Raw genomic sequence first — 13,520 nt, 5'->3', positions numbered from 1 at the left:
CGTCTACGCCCCTGTCTGCGTCTCCGCCGGGACCGCCGTCGCGCGGACCATCACGCAGTCGAACTCCACCACCCGGCCGGTCGCCTCCTCCCGCGACACCGGGTACATGCCGGTGATCTCGAAGCCGCGCTCCTCGTACACGGCGATGGCCTCGCCCATGCGGGGGCTGCCCTCGTACAGCCGCAGCGTGGCGACCTCCGACTGCATGCCCACGAACTCCGCCGCGCGATCCCCGGCGCCCGCGAACACCTCCAGGTCGTAGCCCTGGGTGTCCATCTTCAGATAGGGGCGGGGGTCGTCGATCCCGGCGAGGGCCGCGTCCATCATCCCGTCGAGACGGCGGACCTCGATCTCCTCCGTACGGGTCTTGGCGAATCGCTTGTAGCGGTCCTTGCCGTAATCGCTGGGCGGGAGAAGGGAGTTCATGGTGTTCCAGCCCACGTGGATGGACTGGGTGGTGTCCTCCCGTCCGAGCCCGATCCGGTGCACCCGCCAGTCGGGGTCGCCCTCGGCGGCCTGCCGGAGCTTCTCGAAGGCCTCCGCTGTCGGCTCGAAGGAGACGATCCGGCCGGTGTAGCCGAGGCGGCGCAACTGGCGGCCGTACTGACCGGAGTTGGCGCCGACGTCGAAGACGCAGTTCACCTCGTACCGGTCCAGCAGGGCGGTGACGTGCTGCCCGCACAGATAGGACGCGGCCGAGAGCTGGAACTTGCGCTCGTCGGCCGCCGTCTCCTTCTCGTCGAGCAGGAGACGGGCGCCGGTGTCCCCGAGCGGGACCTGCTTCCAGGCCGCCGTCCGCCCCCGCAGCACCAGATCGGCGCCCTTGCCCAGGGCGACGCGTCTGCGCACACCGCGCCGGTAGACCACCGCGGCTCCCGATCCGAGGTCCAGCACCTGCACCCCGATCCGGGGAAGCAGACCTAGCAGCTTTCTGTGAAGGGTCGCCATGGACCACACCCTGTCAGACATCCCCGCGCGTCCACCGGCAGTTGGTTGAACCGCCCTTCGGCCGCGTGATAGAGGCAGGGGGTGACCTCACCTGAGACCGGCATCCCGCCACTGGCCGCCGCACTGGGCATGAGCCCCCACCCGGAAGGTGGCTGGTTCGTCGAGACCTGGACCGCGCCCCAGGCCTTCCTGCCCGACGGCTACCCGGGTCCCCGCGCCGCCGCCTCCGCCATCTACTTCCTCCTCACGCCGGGCGACACCTCCGCCTGGCACACCGTCCGCTCGGACGAACTCTGGCTGTGGCACCGCGGCGGACCCCTCGACCTCCTGCTCGGCGGCGACGGGACCAGCCCCCAGTCCACTCCGCAGGTCGTCCGCCTCGGCCCCCGCGTCGAGGCGGGGGAGCGCCCCCAGGTCCTCGTCCCGGGCGGTGTCTGGCAGTCGGCCCGGCCGGCCGGTGACGAGGAGGTTCTGGTCAGCTGCGTGGTGGCGCCCGGATTCGACTACGACGACTTCCATCTCCTGGACTCCGGTCGCTGAAGGGGCCGTTGACACGGAAGGGGCCGCCGAGGGACCGCCGGGCGTCCCTGGGACTGCCTCCGGGCGGCCTTCCGACCGCCTCGGTGCGTTCCTTGGCGGCTTTGTGACGCGGGTCCCCGGTTGCGGATCGCCCGGGTGGGGCATCACCCGAGGGCAGGACCGGCCGCGCACCGTTTCGCGCGGGGTCCCGGTCGACGGGGACGGAGCCGTCGGCCGGGTGCTTGTCGTCCTGGAGGGGGAAGAGAGGTGTCAGTCATGCGTGCGCACCAGCGCACCGTCCGGCCGACCGCCCGCGTGGAGTACACACTGCCGCGTACGGCCGTCTCGGCGGGCAGGGCCCGCAAGCTGACGACGGCGTTCCTGACCCGGCCGCGGTCACGGCTCGCCGCGCCGACCGCGGACCAGGTGGACGACGCCACACTGATCGCCTCCGAGCTCGTCGCCAACGCCGTGCGCCACGGGCGCAGCGGCTGCCGGCTGCGGCTGCAACTGGGGCACGGGCGGGTGACCGTCGAGGTCCACGACGACAGTCCGGGACGGCCGCGGATCGGCGTGCTGGACACGGAATCGGAAAGCGGCCGGGGCCTGGCCATGGTCCAGGAGCTCGCGCACAGCCTGGAGATCGTCAGTACCGGCTTCGGCGGCAAGACCGTACGCGCGGTGCTGGCGGTCCGGTAGCGGTTCGCCGAGATTTCGGGTTTGGCGCGGCCGAAAATGGGAACGCGAACCGAAAATTCATCGCAATTTCAATGACCGCGAAAAAGCAGACGGCCGGCGTCCGCACCATGTGGTGCGAGCGCCGGCCGTCCGGTGTCCCGGACTAGGCGGGGACGATGTTCTCCGCCTGCGGGCCCTTCTGGCCCTGCGTGACGTCGAAGGTCACCTTCTGGCCTTCCTGAAGCTCACGGAAGCCAGAGGTGGCGATGTTCGAGTAGTGGGCGAAGACGTCGGCGCCGCCGCCGTCCTGCTCGATGAAGCCGAAGCCCTTTTCCGCGTTGAACCACTTCACGGTGCCAGTAGCCATGTCAAATCTCCTTCGGGGCTAAGCTCGAAGGCCCACACCTCGTGGACCCGCGTCGCCGTAATGATTGCCCCAACCGGAATGCACCGGAAAAACTTTGGGAACCACAACTGCAACTGAAATCGACAGTAGCACGTCAGCCGCCTCGAAGGCGGCGCACTATCTCACCCCGCCACGGGGAATATCAAAATCTCGCGGACCCGTGCACCAAATTCTGTAACGGCCGGAGCAGATATTCGGGCGCCGCCGGGAAACACCGCCGCGGGGCCGCCCGGAAGCACCTGCCCGGAGCCGTCGGGAGCGCGTTCAGGCGTCCTGCGGTGTCGAACCGCGCAGCTCCTCGTTGATCCGCAGGGCTTCGTCGAGGCTGTCCTCCAGCGTGACGATTCTGCAGGCCGCCTCGACGGGCGTGCCCTGGTCGACGAGGTCCCGGGCGCGGGCGGCGATCCTGAGCTGGTTGCGGGAGTAGCGGCGGTGGCCGCCCTCGGAGCGGAGGGGGGTGATCAGCCCGGCCTCCCCGACGGCCCGCAGGAACGCGGGCGTGGCGCCGATCAGCTCGGCCGCACGGCCCATCGTGTAGGCGGGGTAGTCGTCGTCTTCGAACCGGTCGGTGGGGCTCATGGTGCTTCCCTGGGGCGCATGCATCACCTTCCACTCTGGCAGATCCGCGCCGGTACCGGACGGGGGCACCCGGTACCGGCCCGGCGGCATCCGCGCGCCGCACTCACCCGGACGGCCCGGTGCGCTGGTGGGGGGCGGTGGCCGGTGGTGGCGTGGAGGGACACAGCCCGTTCTCGGGACCGTCCTCGGGAGGCCCTCGCATGATCCGTCCGTCCTGTCTCCTCGCGTCCGCCCTGACCGCGGGGATGCTGCTCTCGACGGCCGCCTGCTCGGGCGGCGGAGGTGACGGCGGCGGCTCCGGCCGTACGGACGCACCCGCGTCCCCGGCGTCCACGGTCCCGGCCTCTCCCGTGGCCGAGGAGACCGGTGCCGCGAAGGCCTCGCCCTCCCCGTCCGTGCGTGCGCTCACCAAGGCGGAGGCGCAGTCGGCGCTGATCACCAACTCCGACCTGGGGTCGCAGTGGGACGAGTCGAAGGGCGTGGCGGCCTGGCACGACGCGGTGCTGAAGAGCAAGGTCGACGCCTCGGCGTTCGTCACCGACAAGGGGAACGCCCAGCAGTGCCAGAAGCTGCTGGACGGCCTGTACGCGGAGGACCTGCTCGGCAAGCCGCAGGGTGCAAGCGCGGTCACCGGCTTCGACGACAGCGACAACGACGCCCAGATGCGCTACGAGGTCGCCTCGTACGGGAAGAGCGCCCTGGACAGCAGGTTCGACTGGCTGAAGACGCTGCCGGACGTCTGCGACGAGTTCACGGCCGTCAACGGCAAGGGGGACAAGCAGACCGTCCAGGTCGTCTCGACCCATCTGCCCGATGTGGGGGACGCCCGCCAGGGCCTCCAGGTGACGATGAGCGGTGAGCTGGAGGGCGATCCCGAGACACTGACCCTCGACTTCGCGGCGGTGCGCGTCGGCGACAGCGCGCTGTCCCTCACCAACGGGGGCCTCTCGGGCACCGAGCACCAGTCGACGGAGCAGGCGGTTCAGGCGGGCACGAACCGGCTGAAGGACGTCCTGGCGGGGAAGTCGCCCGCGCCGACACAGGGCTGAGCGGGGGCCGGTGCCCGGATGCACCACGGCCCGGGCAACCTGTGGTGGGGCTGCCGCGGGCCGGAGGTGTCAGTGGGTGCGGTTCAGAGCCGGTCCATTCGGGTGTAGGGGCTCAGGACGCGGACCTGGCGAGCGCCGAAGTCGACGAGCATCGCGATGCCCTCTTCGACGCCGACGATCGTGCCCAGGCCGTACTGGTCGTGGGAGACGCGGTCTCCGAGGCTGAACTCCTTGGCCACGGGGACGACGGGTGCAGCGAAGGGGCTGGTGGGCAGGTGGCGCCGGGGCGCGGAGGATTTACTCATCGTGAATCCAGTATGGGCCCTATTCCGGCGGACGGTAGGGCCTGATGGTCTCGATCGCGCTCCGACTCGGCGTCCCCGGGGGCTACGGAACGGGGTGGGCGGGGTGCCCTGCGTACGGTCTCCGCCCGGCCGTCCGGGCGTTCTCTGAGGTCAGCCGACGGGGCCCCGGCTCCGTGATCTTTCCGGTGCGCGGGGCCGTCCTCCGGGCGAGCCTGTCGCGGACCGGACAAGCGACGGGGGCATCCGGGGGGCGGCAGCGTGGCGCGTCCGGGTCCGGCCGGCCGCGGGAGGCCGGCCGGACGCCCGGGTCAGCCCACCAGGAGTTCGCGCTTGAGGTCGCGCAGTTCCCGGGCGTCCATGTGCAGGCCGTCCTTCAGGTACGAGCGGAAGTCGCCGTACTGGGCGCGGACCTCGTCGAAGCCGGAGTTGAGGTACTCGGCGCGGACGTCGAGCAGGGGCTTGTAGACGGCGGCCTGGGCCGGCGGCATGGCCGCCAGCGTGGCCGCGTTCGCGGCGGCGCGGTAGGTGTTGCTGGCGAGGTAGTCGTTCATCACCGTGGAGCGCGGGACGCCGAGGGCGGTGAGCAGGGCCGCGCTGGACCAGCCGGTGCGGTCCTTGCCGGCGGTGCAGTGGTAGAGGACTCCGTCGCCGTCGGCGGCCCCGGCGTAGACGGTGGTGTAGGCGGCCCGCGCGCTGTTGCCGCTGACCATGAACTTCTCGCCGTCGACCATCATCCTGACGGCCTCGGCCTCGGTGGTCGGCATGGCCGTGAGCGTGGACGACCCGGCGAGGACGTCGGCGACGGTGTAGGAGGCACCGGAGGGCACCCGGTCCGGGGCCGAGGAGCGCTCCGACTCCATCCGCAGGTCGTACACCGCGTGGATGCCGAGCCGCCCGAGCTTCGCGAGGTCGGCGTCACTGAGCTTGTTCAGGGCGTCCGAGCGGTAGATCTCGCCCATCTTGACCCAGTGGCCGTCGCCGGTGCGGTAGCCGCCCGCGTCCCGGAAGTTGACCGCGCCGTCGAGCTTGACGAGCCGGTCGGCGAGGTGGAGGGAGCCGCCGTGCTGCGGGACGAGGTCGAACCACTGCCGGTCGGCGGCGGGCAGTCCGCGCACGGTGACGTCGCCCGTGGCGCCGCCCCTGGCGACGGTCCGTCCGGCGGCGCGCACGACCACCTGGCGCACTCCGGGGGCCTTCCACACGATGCGGTACGAACCGTCGTCACCGGCGGTGACGGTCGCGGACGTGAAGGGGATGTGCTTGGAGGAGGCGTGGGCCGGGGTGTGGCCGTGGCCGCCGGGCGTGGCGGAGGCCGCGGGGGCGGTCACGGAGACGGCGGTGAGCGCGAGGACGACACCGGCCAGGGATGCGATCTTCATGACCCGGATAGTTGGTGATTGAACCTAATTTCTGGTGTACACCGCCGGACATCCCGACAGCCCCCGCATGTCGGACCGGTGACCGGGGTCGGCCGGTGCCGGGGGGGAGGTCGGCCGGTACCGGGGGGGAAGGGGTGGCGGGACGTGGGAGCCGGCCGGGAAGGACCGGCCCCCGCGCCCGTTGAGCCTGAGCCCGCGGAGCCCGTGGGCTCAGTTCAGGTCCAGCCGGGAGTAGACCGCTCCCGTGGTGTCGCGGACGACGACGTGCCGGACGGCGTAGTCCTGGTCGGCGGCGGGCAGATCGGTGCTGACGTACCAGACGCCCCAGCCGGGGTTCCCCGCGAGCTCCAGCAGCTTGGCGTGCAGGGTTCCGGCCGTGGTCCGCACCGTGACCCGCGACGCGGTGCCGGTGCCGCCGTAGTACACGCCGGAGAGCGTGACGTGGCCCTGGGCGGTGCCCTCGACGAACGCGGAGACACCGGGCGTGTGCAGGTCGATGTTGCCGTTGACCACGTTCGTGAACTGGGGGTAGGGGTTGTCGGGCGTCGTCCAGTGCTTGCCCTCGGGCGTCAGCCAGAACTCGGCGCCGCCGGGCTCGGTGACGTGCTCGTCCGGCGCGACGATCCGGGCCGTGGGGGCGGTCTTGGCGACCTGGAGCACGGGGGCGTGTGCCGGGACCGCGGCGCCGTGCGCCGGCCGGGCGGCGGACGCCGATCCCGCCGGCGAGACCCCGTACGCGGCCGTGGGTGCCGTGATGAGCGCGGCGGCGGCCACGGCCACCGCCGCGTACCTCTTCTTACCTGCCATGGACGGACAACTCCTCGTGAGGGGGACGGTGTTCGGACGGTGCGGGGGCGCCGCTCCCCCGTGCGGACCTCGGGCGCCCGCCGGCCGGACGACGCCGGCCGGAGATCTCTCGCGCGGACCCGTCAGCCGAGCGCGCTCGTGGCTCGCCACTGGTCCCAGGCCAGGTTCCAGTCGCCGTAGCCGTTGCCGACGGCGACCGTGTCCCGGGAGCCGACGACCTTGACGACGTCGCCGGGGATCACCTCGTCGAAGAACCGCTTCGCGGGGCCGCCGGTGGCGAGTCCGACGCAGCCGTGCGTGACGTTCTGGCGGCCGCCGTAGACGTTCGCCTTCGGGTTCTGGTGGAGGTAGGTGCCCGAGGCGGTGAGGTGGACGGCGTAGTAGTAGTAATCCGCGTACTGGTCGCCGTAGCCGACCGACCGCGAGTCCATGAACACCTTGGACGCCTTGTCGGAGACGACCATCGTGCCGTTCCAGGTGTCCATGCCCGGCGCGCCCGCGGTGATCGGGACGCGGCGCGACGATCCGGCGGTTTCGAGCGTCATGAAGTGTGTACGGACATCGACAGTGGCGACGAAGGAGCGGCCGACCGTGAAATGCCTGGTGATTCCGGCCCCGGCCCGGACGGTGACCGCCGTGCCGGGCTTCCAGTACGCGCGGGGCCGGAAGTCGACGCGCTGCCCGTCGGCGAGGTTACGGTCCTTCACCCAGCCCCAGGAGCCCTCGGTGTCGGCGGTCACCTTCAACTGCCGCTCCACCGCGGCCCGTTCGGCCACCGGTATGGGACGGTCGAAGGTCACCGAGACCGGCATGCCGACCCCCACGGTCTGCCCTTCGGCGATGTTGACGTGCGCGCCCGGCAGGGGCCTGGGCGGTGTGGCCGAGGGCTTCGGCCGTGCCGTGCCCGTCGGTTCGGCGGTGGCGGCCGGCCTGCCCCCCGGCCCGGCCTCCCCGCCCCCGGCGTCGGCCGCCGCCCGTGCGGAGCAGCCGGCGAGCGCGAGCGCGCACAGCGCCGCCGCCGCGCTCCGGACGCGGACCGACCGGCCTCTGCGGCCCCGCGGTTTCCTGGTCATGGTGATCCCCCCGTGGTGTGTTTCGATGTGCGACGTACGGGACCTGTACGCGCGGCGGGGACGGCCTGGTTGCACACGGCCGGAGAATTCGCGGACATTCGGGCGGGGGGCATGACCGAGGAAGAGTTCGACGCGTTCTACGCGACCGCGTTCCCCCGGCTGACAGGCCAGCTCTACGCGTTCACGGGGGATCACGGCGAGGCGCAGGACGTCGTCCAGGAGGCGTTCGTCCGCGCGTGGGACCGGCGGCGCGAGTTCCTCGCCGACGGCGCTCCCGAGGCGTGGATACGGACCGTGGCGACACGGCTCGCGGTGAGCCGCTGGCGCCGGGCCCGCCGCTGGCTGGAACTGGTGCGCCGCACCCCGCCGGCCGACCACACCCCGGGCCCGGGGCCCGAACGCACCGCGCTCGTCACCGCGTTGCGCACGCTCCCCGAGGCGCAGCGGATGGCGATCGTTCTGCACCATCTGTGCGACTTGAGTGTCGAGCAGGTAGCCTCCGAGACCGGTGCCCCCGTCGGCACGGTCAAGGCCCGGCTCGCGCGGGGCCGGGCGGCGCTGGCACGGGTGCTCTCGGAGGATTCGGCGGATCCGGCCGGTTCAGCACGTCCGTCGGGCCTCGCGGGCGCGCCGGGCGAGGGGGAGAGGGAGGACGACCGTGTCCGATGAACTCACCACCGCCCTGCGCGAGTTGGCGACCGAGGCGGAGAGGCCTCCCGGGCTGACCGGTGCGGAGATCCGCGGCCGGGCCACGGGCCGCCGGCGCCGCCGTCGTACGGCCGTGGCCGCGGCCGGCGTCTCCGTCGCGGGCGCGCTCGCCCTGGTCGTGACGCTGGGCCCGGACGACGGGGCGCGGCACGAGCCTCCGCCGGCCGCGAGTCCTGGTCCCACGGTCGCCCCGAGCCTGCCGGTGTCCTCTCCGGACGCCACGATCGATCTGGGCAGGCGGGTGATCTCGGTGGCCGGCCAACGGCTGACGCTCCACGGCGACAACCTGACCACGGTCGGGCAGGCGGTCCGGACGACGGTCACCGGGAAGGAGGCCACCATGCGGGTCTCCGGCAGGACGGTCGGCTTCGGCGGGGGCTACTCCTTCAACGCCTCCTGGGTGGTCAGGCTCACCGATCCCGACGGCGGGACGGACTACGTGGGCTCCATGAGCTACGGCGACCAGGGCATCACCGACCCCGACAACGGCTGGATCAACCTGGACAAGTCCGACGCCAAGCTGCTGTACGACCGGCTCGCGCCGGGCGCGGTGGTCGAGATCCGGCCCTCGGGGGCGGACCGGGGCACGGCGACGGCGGGCTCGGACACGGCCACCGGCACCGGCTCGACGGCCGGCTCGGAGGGCTCGGGCTCGGGGAGCTCGGGCGGCTAGAGCGACCCCAGGCGGTCGGAGGGGACCTCGGGCGGTCGGAGCGGCCCGCGCGCCCTCAGAGGGGCGGCTGCGCCGGGGCGGGGCCGAGGGTCGTCGTGCCCGGGGCTGTGCGGTGGCCCAGACCCGTGCGGTAGGCGTCCAGGGCCGCCTCCACCCGGCCGGTGCGCCGCAGCAGGTCGCCGAGCAGCCGGCACAGGTCCGCCAGGTCGCCCGCCGCGCCCGCCCGCTCCAGCAGGCTCATCGCCCGCACGTAGTGCTCCTCGGCCGCCTCGGTGTCCCGGGTGTCCTCCGCGATGATCCCGAGCAGGCGGTGCGCGGCGGCCGCGTGGATGGCGCCCCGCTCGGAGTTCAGGTCGCCGAGCACCTGCCGCAGCATCTCGCCCGCCTCGTCGGACCTGCCGCGCCGGTGCAGCACGTCGGCCAGTTCCACCGCGACCTGGCTGGTGTAGAGCGCGGCCCGCTTCGCGGAGAGCATGGCCTGCGCCTCGCGCAACTCGCTCTCCGCACGCTCCAGTTCACCGTTCTGCGCGTACAGATAGCCGCGCATCCAGTGGCAGTTGGCGAGTTCGGTGCGGATCTGGAGCTGGCGGTAGAGCTCGGCGGCCTTGGCGAGGGAGACGTCGGCCTCGGCGATCCGCCCCTCGGCGATCATCGTCCGGGCCACCGAGCGGTGCATCCGCGCCACCAGCGCCGGGTCCTGGACCTGCGGCGCGAGGGCGAGCGCGAACTCGGCGGCCTGGGCGGCCCGCGCATGCGCGCCCATGTCCATGTAGGGGGCGATGACTCCCGTGTAGAGGAGGAGCAGCGCCTCGGGATCGTGCAGGCCCGTCCGGTTGAGCTCGTCCAGGGTGGACTCGAACAGGTAGCAGGCGTAACGGAGTTCACCGGCGAGGTAGTGGGAGACCGCCCGGCCCCGCACGGCGGGCACCCGCTGCGTCAGCGGCGCGTCCCCCAGTCGCTGCTCCGACTCCTCGAAGCGCCGCTGCGCCGTCTCCAGATCCCCTGTGTCCAGGGCGCATTCGCCCAGTCCCAGAAGCGCGGCCGCCTGTTCGGCGACCAGCCCGTGGGCGTCCGCCTCCGCGAGCAGGACGGCGTAGACCTCGGCGGCCACCTCGGCCTCTCCGGTGGACAGCGTGCGCTGCGCGTCCGTCAGCCGCAGCCGCAGGTCGGTGGCGAGATGGGCGGGGCGTCCGGTCGCCAGTTCCTCGTAGGCGACGCCCAGTCGGCCGGCTATGTGCCGCAGCGCGGGTTCGGAGGCCCGGACCCGGCCGGCCTCCAGGGTGGAGATGTACGCGGGCGTGTACACGGGTTCCGCGAGCTGTTTCTGCGTCAAACCGCGTTCCGTACGCAGCTTTTGCACCCTGCGCCCGATGATCTCAGGGTCGTCCCGCTCCGCCATGGGTCAAGCATGCCATCAAGCCGAGCCGGGACGGTCCGGCTTTTGACTACTGTCCAACTCCGGGACCCTCTTGCGATGTGCGCCCGGGAGCCTCTACGTTAAGCGCCGGATTAAGCCTGCTTAATACGCCGCTGTTGTTGCGAGGTCACCGTGCTCCGACGTATTTCCGCGCGCTACTCCAGAGGGCTTCTCGCCGCCGTCATCGCGGTCGCCGCGCTGGTCACGGCGGCGAACGTCGGCCCCGCGAGAGCGGCCGACCAGGCCCCCGCGACCCGCACCGCCACGCACACGGCCGGTCACCCGGGACTCGCCGCGAACCGGTGACGCCCTTCCCGCGCGGTCGCGCGAAAGCGGCGAATCCCCCGTACGACGAAATCCTGGCGCCTACGCTGACCCGGTGACCTCTACCGCCGCTCGTACCGCGCTGGACCTCACCGCCGACCTCCCGGTCCCCGCCCTGGAGGACTTCTACCGGGATCTGCACCGGCATCCCGAGCTGTCGCTGCGCGAACACCGTACGGCCGCCCTCCTCGCGGAGCGGCTGCGCAAGGCCGGGTACGACACGACCGAGGGCGTGGGCGGCACAGGCGTCGTCGGCGTCCTGCGCAACGGGGACGGGCCCACCGTCCTGCTGCGCGCCGACATGGACGCGCTGCCCGTCCCCGAGGAGACCGGGCTGCCGTACGCCTCGGCGACCGCCGGGGTCATGCACGCCTGCGGTCACGATCTGCACGTCACCTGGCTCACCGGCGCGGCCGAGGCGCTCGCCGCCGGACGGGACACCTGGTCCGGCACGCTCGTGCTGGTCGGGCAGCCCGCCGAGGAGACCGGCGAGGGCGCGGCCCGCATGGTCGCGGACGGTCTCCACGAACGCTTCCCGGTGGCCGACGTCCTGCTCGCCCAGCACGTGGCGCCCGGACCCGCCGGGCTGTACGCGCACTCCCCGGGCCTGATCATGTCCGCCTCGACCGACATCGACATCGTCGTGCACGGCCGGGGCGGGCACGGTTCACGGCCCGAGGCGACCGTCGACCCGGTGGTGACCGCCGCGTACATCGTGACGCGGCTCCAGACGGTCGTCAGCCGGGAGATCGCGGCCCGGGAGTCCGCCGTGCTGACGGTGGGACGGATCGAGGCGGGCACCCGGCACAACATCATCCCGTCCGAGGCCCGGATCTCCCTGAACCTGCGGACGCAGTCGCTGGACGTGCGGGAGCGGATGATCGCCGCCGTGCGGCGCGTGGCGGCGGGCGAGTGCGCGGCGGCCGGCTGCCCGGCCGAGCCCACGGTCACCGTCGGCAACGACTTCCCGATGACCGTCAACGACGCCGAGACCGACCGCCGTGTCGCCGCCGTGCACGGGGAGGTCTTCGGTGCCGGGACGATCCTCGACCCCGGTCCGGCCATGGGCAGCGAGGACTTCCCCCGGCTCGCGGACGGCCGCATCCCCTACTCCTACTGGTTCGTGACCAGCACCCCCGCCGACGTCTGGAACGCGGCCCCGGGCGCCGACGACCTCATGATCCGGCTCGCGGCCGTGCCCAGCAACCACAGTCCGCACTTCGCCCCCGACCTGTCCACGGTCGCCCCGGGCGTACGGACCCTGGTCTCGGGAGCGCTCGCCTGGCTGTCGGCCTAGGGCGGGTCCGAGGGCGGGTCCGACGATCACCGGCCCCGGGGCCGAACTCCCCCGGGCCTGGCGGGCATCGCTCAGGCCTGTGTCTGCAACTGGCTGAGCTGCCGCCGGACATGGTCCAGCGCGCCCTGCCGTCGCCCGGGCACACGCTGTCTCAACCGGGCCAGTTCCGCCCCGAGTTCACGGGCCCGCACCGGATCGGCGACACGGCCCCACTGGTGGTGGGCCCGGTCCACGGCCGACTCCACCTCCGGGGCGCCCGGCGCCTGTCCCGCGTCCAGCCGGGTCCCGGCGAGGGCCAGCCAGCCGCGGCAGCTCCGTTCCGCGTCCCCCGCGAGCATCGCCAGGTCGGCCCGTACCTCCATCCAGTGCAGGACCTGCTCGGAGCCGGGCCCGTGCGTGCGCAGCGCCTCCCGCTCCCGGTGCGCCGCCAGCGCGAGGGCGTCCTCGTGACGGCCGTCGCGCACCGCGGCGGTGATCTCCCCGTGCGGATCGGCGGACGGGGCGGACGGCGGGGCCGACGAGGGCGCGGGCAAAGTGGCCGGCGGAGCCGACCGGGGCGCGGGCGGGACGGTCGGCAGGGGCGTCGGCGGGAGGGCCGGTGGAGCGGGCAAGTGAGCGGTCTCGGCGGCCGGTTGAGCCGCCGCGTGCGCGGACCCGGCGGCCGGTGGAGCCGTGACCGTCGTGAACTCCGGTGCCGGGGGCCACGGCCGGCCGGCCCAGGTCTGCCCGGGCGCGAGGACGAGGTCCGCCTGCCGGGTGCTCTCCTCGCCGGACGTCCTCGTCAGGGCCTGCTGGTGGAGCTGGGCGGGATGCGGCCGGTGGCCGCTGCGGAGCAGGGTGGCCACGGCTCGCATGTACGCGGGCTGCGCGACCGTACGACGGGACGGCGGCGGGGCGACACGGCCGTACAGCTCGGTCGCCGGGCCCGCCGTGAGGGGGCGCCCGGCGAGGAACTCCCAGGTGTCCGCGTCCGCGTGCAGGTCGACGAAGACGGTCGTCGAACCCGGCGGGCGCAGCCGCAGTTCGTCGGCGATCCAGCGCCAGGGGAAGGCCGTGTAGCGGACCGTCGCCGGGGTGGTGCGGGCCAGCGCGAGGTGCGGAAGCCGCTGCCGGCGGTCGAGTTGGAGCTGGCCGGTCACGAACATGGTCAGCGGTCCGGGCGCCGTCGCCGCCGCGCGCAGCCGGGTCAGCACGGCCTGCGGCTCCAGCGGGTCGGCCAGTTCGACGACGTTCGCCGTGTCGGTTCCCGACAGCACCGGCGGGGCGACGGCCGCGAGCACGGGGAGCACGGAAGCCGCGTCCACCAGACACCCCTTGCCCACGGGTGAGGCGGCGAGGAGCAGCACGGTTCCGGGCAC

The 13,520-nt window shown here is 73.0% G+C and carries 16 protein-coding genes; 7 read left to right on the top strand and 9 right to left on the bottom strand.

Annotation, left to right across the window (positions count from 1 at the left end; translation table 11 throughout):
- Positions 1-3: 3 nt before the first annotated feature.
- A complete protein-coding gene (locus ACZ4TO_RS24290) occupies positions 4-948 on the bottom strand; it encodes an FkbM family methyltransferase (RefSeq protein ID WP_468025185.1) in 945 nt (314 codons plus the stop codon).
- A gap of 81 nt (positions 949-1,029) precedes the next feature.
- Here ACZ4TO_RS24290 and ACZ4TO_RS24285 point away from each other — a divergent pair, with 81 nt between their 5' ends.
- Positions 1,030-1,488 carry a cupin domain-containing protein gene (locus ACZ4TO_RS24285; protein WP_382783583.1) on the top strand — a complete coding sequence of 153 codons (459 nt, stop codon included), beginning with the start codon at positions 1,030-1,032 and terminating at the stop codon, positions 1,486-1,488.
- A 255-nt stretch (positions 1,489-1,743) separates the two neighbouring features.
- Positions 1,744-2,166, top strand: a complete 423-nt coding sequence (locus ACZ4TO_RS24280; protein WP_468025184.1) for an ATP-binding protein — start codon at positions 1,744-1,746, stop codon at positions 2,164-2,166.
- Between the two features lie 142 nt (positions 2,167-2,308).
- Here ACZ4TO_RS24280 and ACZ4TO_RS24275 read toward each other — a convergent pair whose 3' ends face one another.
- Positions 2,309-2,512 carry a cold-shock protein gene (locus ACZ4TO_RS24275; protein ID WP_020871138.1) on the bottom strand — a complete coding sequence of 68 codons (204 nt, stop codon included), beginning with the start codon at positions 2,510-2,512 and terminating at the stop codon, positions 2,309-2,311.
- Positions 2,513-2,815: 303 nt separating this feature from the next.
- Positions 2,816-3,130: a MerR family transcriptional regulator gene (locus ACZ4TO_RS24270; protein WP_382783576.1), complete on the bottom strand. Its 315-nt coding sequence runs from the start codon at positions 3,128-3,130 to the stop codon at positions 2,816-2,818.
- Positions 3,131-3,330: 200 nt separating this feature from the next.
- On the opposite strand from ACZ4TO_RS24270, the gene ACZ4TO_RS24265 reads away from it, so the two are divergent.
- Positions 3,331-4,179 (top strand): hypothetical protein, encoded by an 849-nt coding sequence (locus ACZ4TO_RS24265; RefSeq protein WP_468025183.1) that lies wholly within the window; start codon positions 3,331-3,333, stop codon positions 4,177-4,179.
- Between the two features lie 83 nt (positions 4,180-4,262).
- Here the strand turns inward: ACZ4TO_RS24265 and ACZ4TO_RS24260 are convergent, their stop codons facing one another.
- The 4 genes from ACZ4TO_RS24260 to ACZ4TO_RS24245 form a co-directional block, all read right to left on the bottom strand.
- Positions 4,263-4,484, bottom strand: coding sequence for a hypothetical protein (locus tag ACZ4TO_RS24260; protein ID WP_037614735.1), 222 nt, complete (start codon positions 4,482-4,484; stop codon positions 4,263-4,265).
- 308 nt (positions 4,485-4,792) lie between these two features.
- On the bottom strand, positions 4,793-5,863 hold the full coding sequence (locus ACZ4TO_RS24255; RefSeq protein WP_468025182.1) for a tyrosine-protein phosphatase: 1,071 nt from the start codon (positions 5,861-5,863) through the stop codon (positions 4,793-4,795).
- A gap of 210 nt (positions 5,864-6,073) precedes the next feature.
- Positions 6,074-6,670: a hypothetical protein gene (locus ACZ4TO_RS24250; RefSeq protein ID WP_468025181.1), complete on the bottom strand. Its 597-nt coding sequence runs from the start codon at positions 6,668-6,670 to the stop codon at positions 6,074-6,076.
- 122 nt (positions 6,671-6,792) lie between these two features.
- A complete protein-coding gene (locus tag ACZ4TO_RS24245) occupies positions 6,793-7,743 on the bottom strand; it encodes a L,D-transpeptidase (protein WP_382783564.1) in 951 nt (316 codons plus the stop codon).
- A 111-nt stretch (positions 7,744-7,854) separates the two neighbouring features.
- Between ACZ4TO_RS24245 and ACZ4TO_RS24240 the strand changes: the two genes are divergently transcribed.
- Positions 7,855-8,412 carry a SigE family RNA polymerase sigma factor gene (locus ACZ4TO_RS24240; RefSeq protein ID WP_468025180.1) on the top strand — a complete coding sequence of 186 codons (558 nt, stop codon included), beginning with the start codon at positions 7,855-7,857 and terminating at the stop codon, positions 8,410-8,412.
- Positions 8,402-9,124, top strand: coding sequence for a L,D-transpeptidase (locus ACZ4TO_RS24235; RefSeq protein WP_385042729.1), 723 nt, complete (start codon positions 8,402-8,404; stop codon positions 9,122-9,124). The genes ACZ4TO_RS24240 and ACZ4TO_RS24235 overlap by 11 nt, the downstream gene beginning before the upstream one ends.
- Positions 9,125-9,179: 55 nt before the next feature.
- Here the strand turns inward: ACZ4TO_RS24235 and ACZ4TO_RS24230 are convergent, their stop codons facing one another.
- Positions 9,180-10,523 carry a helix-turn-helix domain-containing protein gene (locus tag ACZ4TO_RS24230; RefSeq protein ID WP_382783555.1) on the bottom strand — a complete coding sequence of 448 codons (1,344 nt, stop codon included), beginning with the start codon at positions 10,521-10,523 and terminating at the stop codon, positions 9,180-9,182.
- 150 nt (positions 10,524-10,673) lie between these two features.
- On the opposite strand from ACZ4TO_RS24230, the gene ACZ4TO_RS24225 reads away from it, so the two are divergent.
- Both ACZ4TO_RS24225 and ACZ4TO_RS24220 read left to right on the top strand, forming a co-directional pair.
- Complete coding sequence (locus ACZ4TO_RS24225) at positions 10,674-10,847, top strand: hypothetical protein (protein ID WP_385042731.1); 174 nt, start codon at positions 10,674-10,676, stop codon at positions 10,845-10,847.
- A gap of 73 nt (positions 10,848-10,920) precedes the next feature.
- Positions 10,921-12,162 (top strand): amidohydrolase, encoded by a 1,242-nt coding sequence (locus tag ACZ4TO_RS24220; protein WP_382783550.1) that lies wholly within the window; start codon positions 10,921-10,923, stop codon positions 12,160-12,162.
- A 71-nt stretch (positions 12,163-12,233) separates the two neighbouring features.
- Here the strand turns inward: ACZ4TO_RS24220 and ACZ4TO_RS24215 are convergent, their stop codons facing one another.
- A complete protein-coding gene (locus tag ACZ4TO_RS24215) occupies positions 12,234-13,520 on the bottom strand; it encodes a hypothetical protein (RefSeq protein ID WP_385042733.1) in 1,287 nt (428 codons plus the stop codon).

Source organism: Streptomyces sp. NPDC028298, from assembly GCF_055565895.1.
This window is presented reverse-complemented; position numbering and strand designations above follow the sequence as displayed.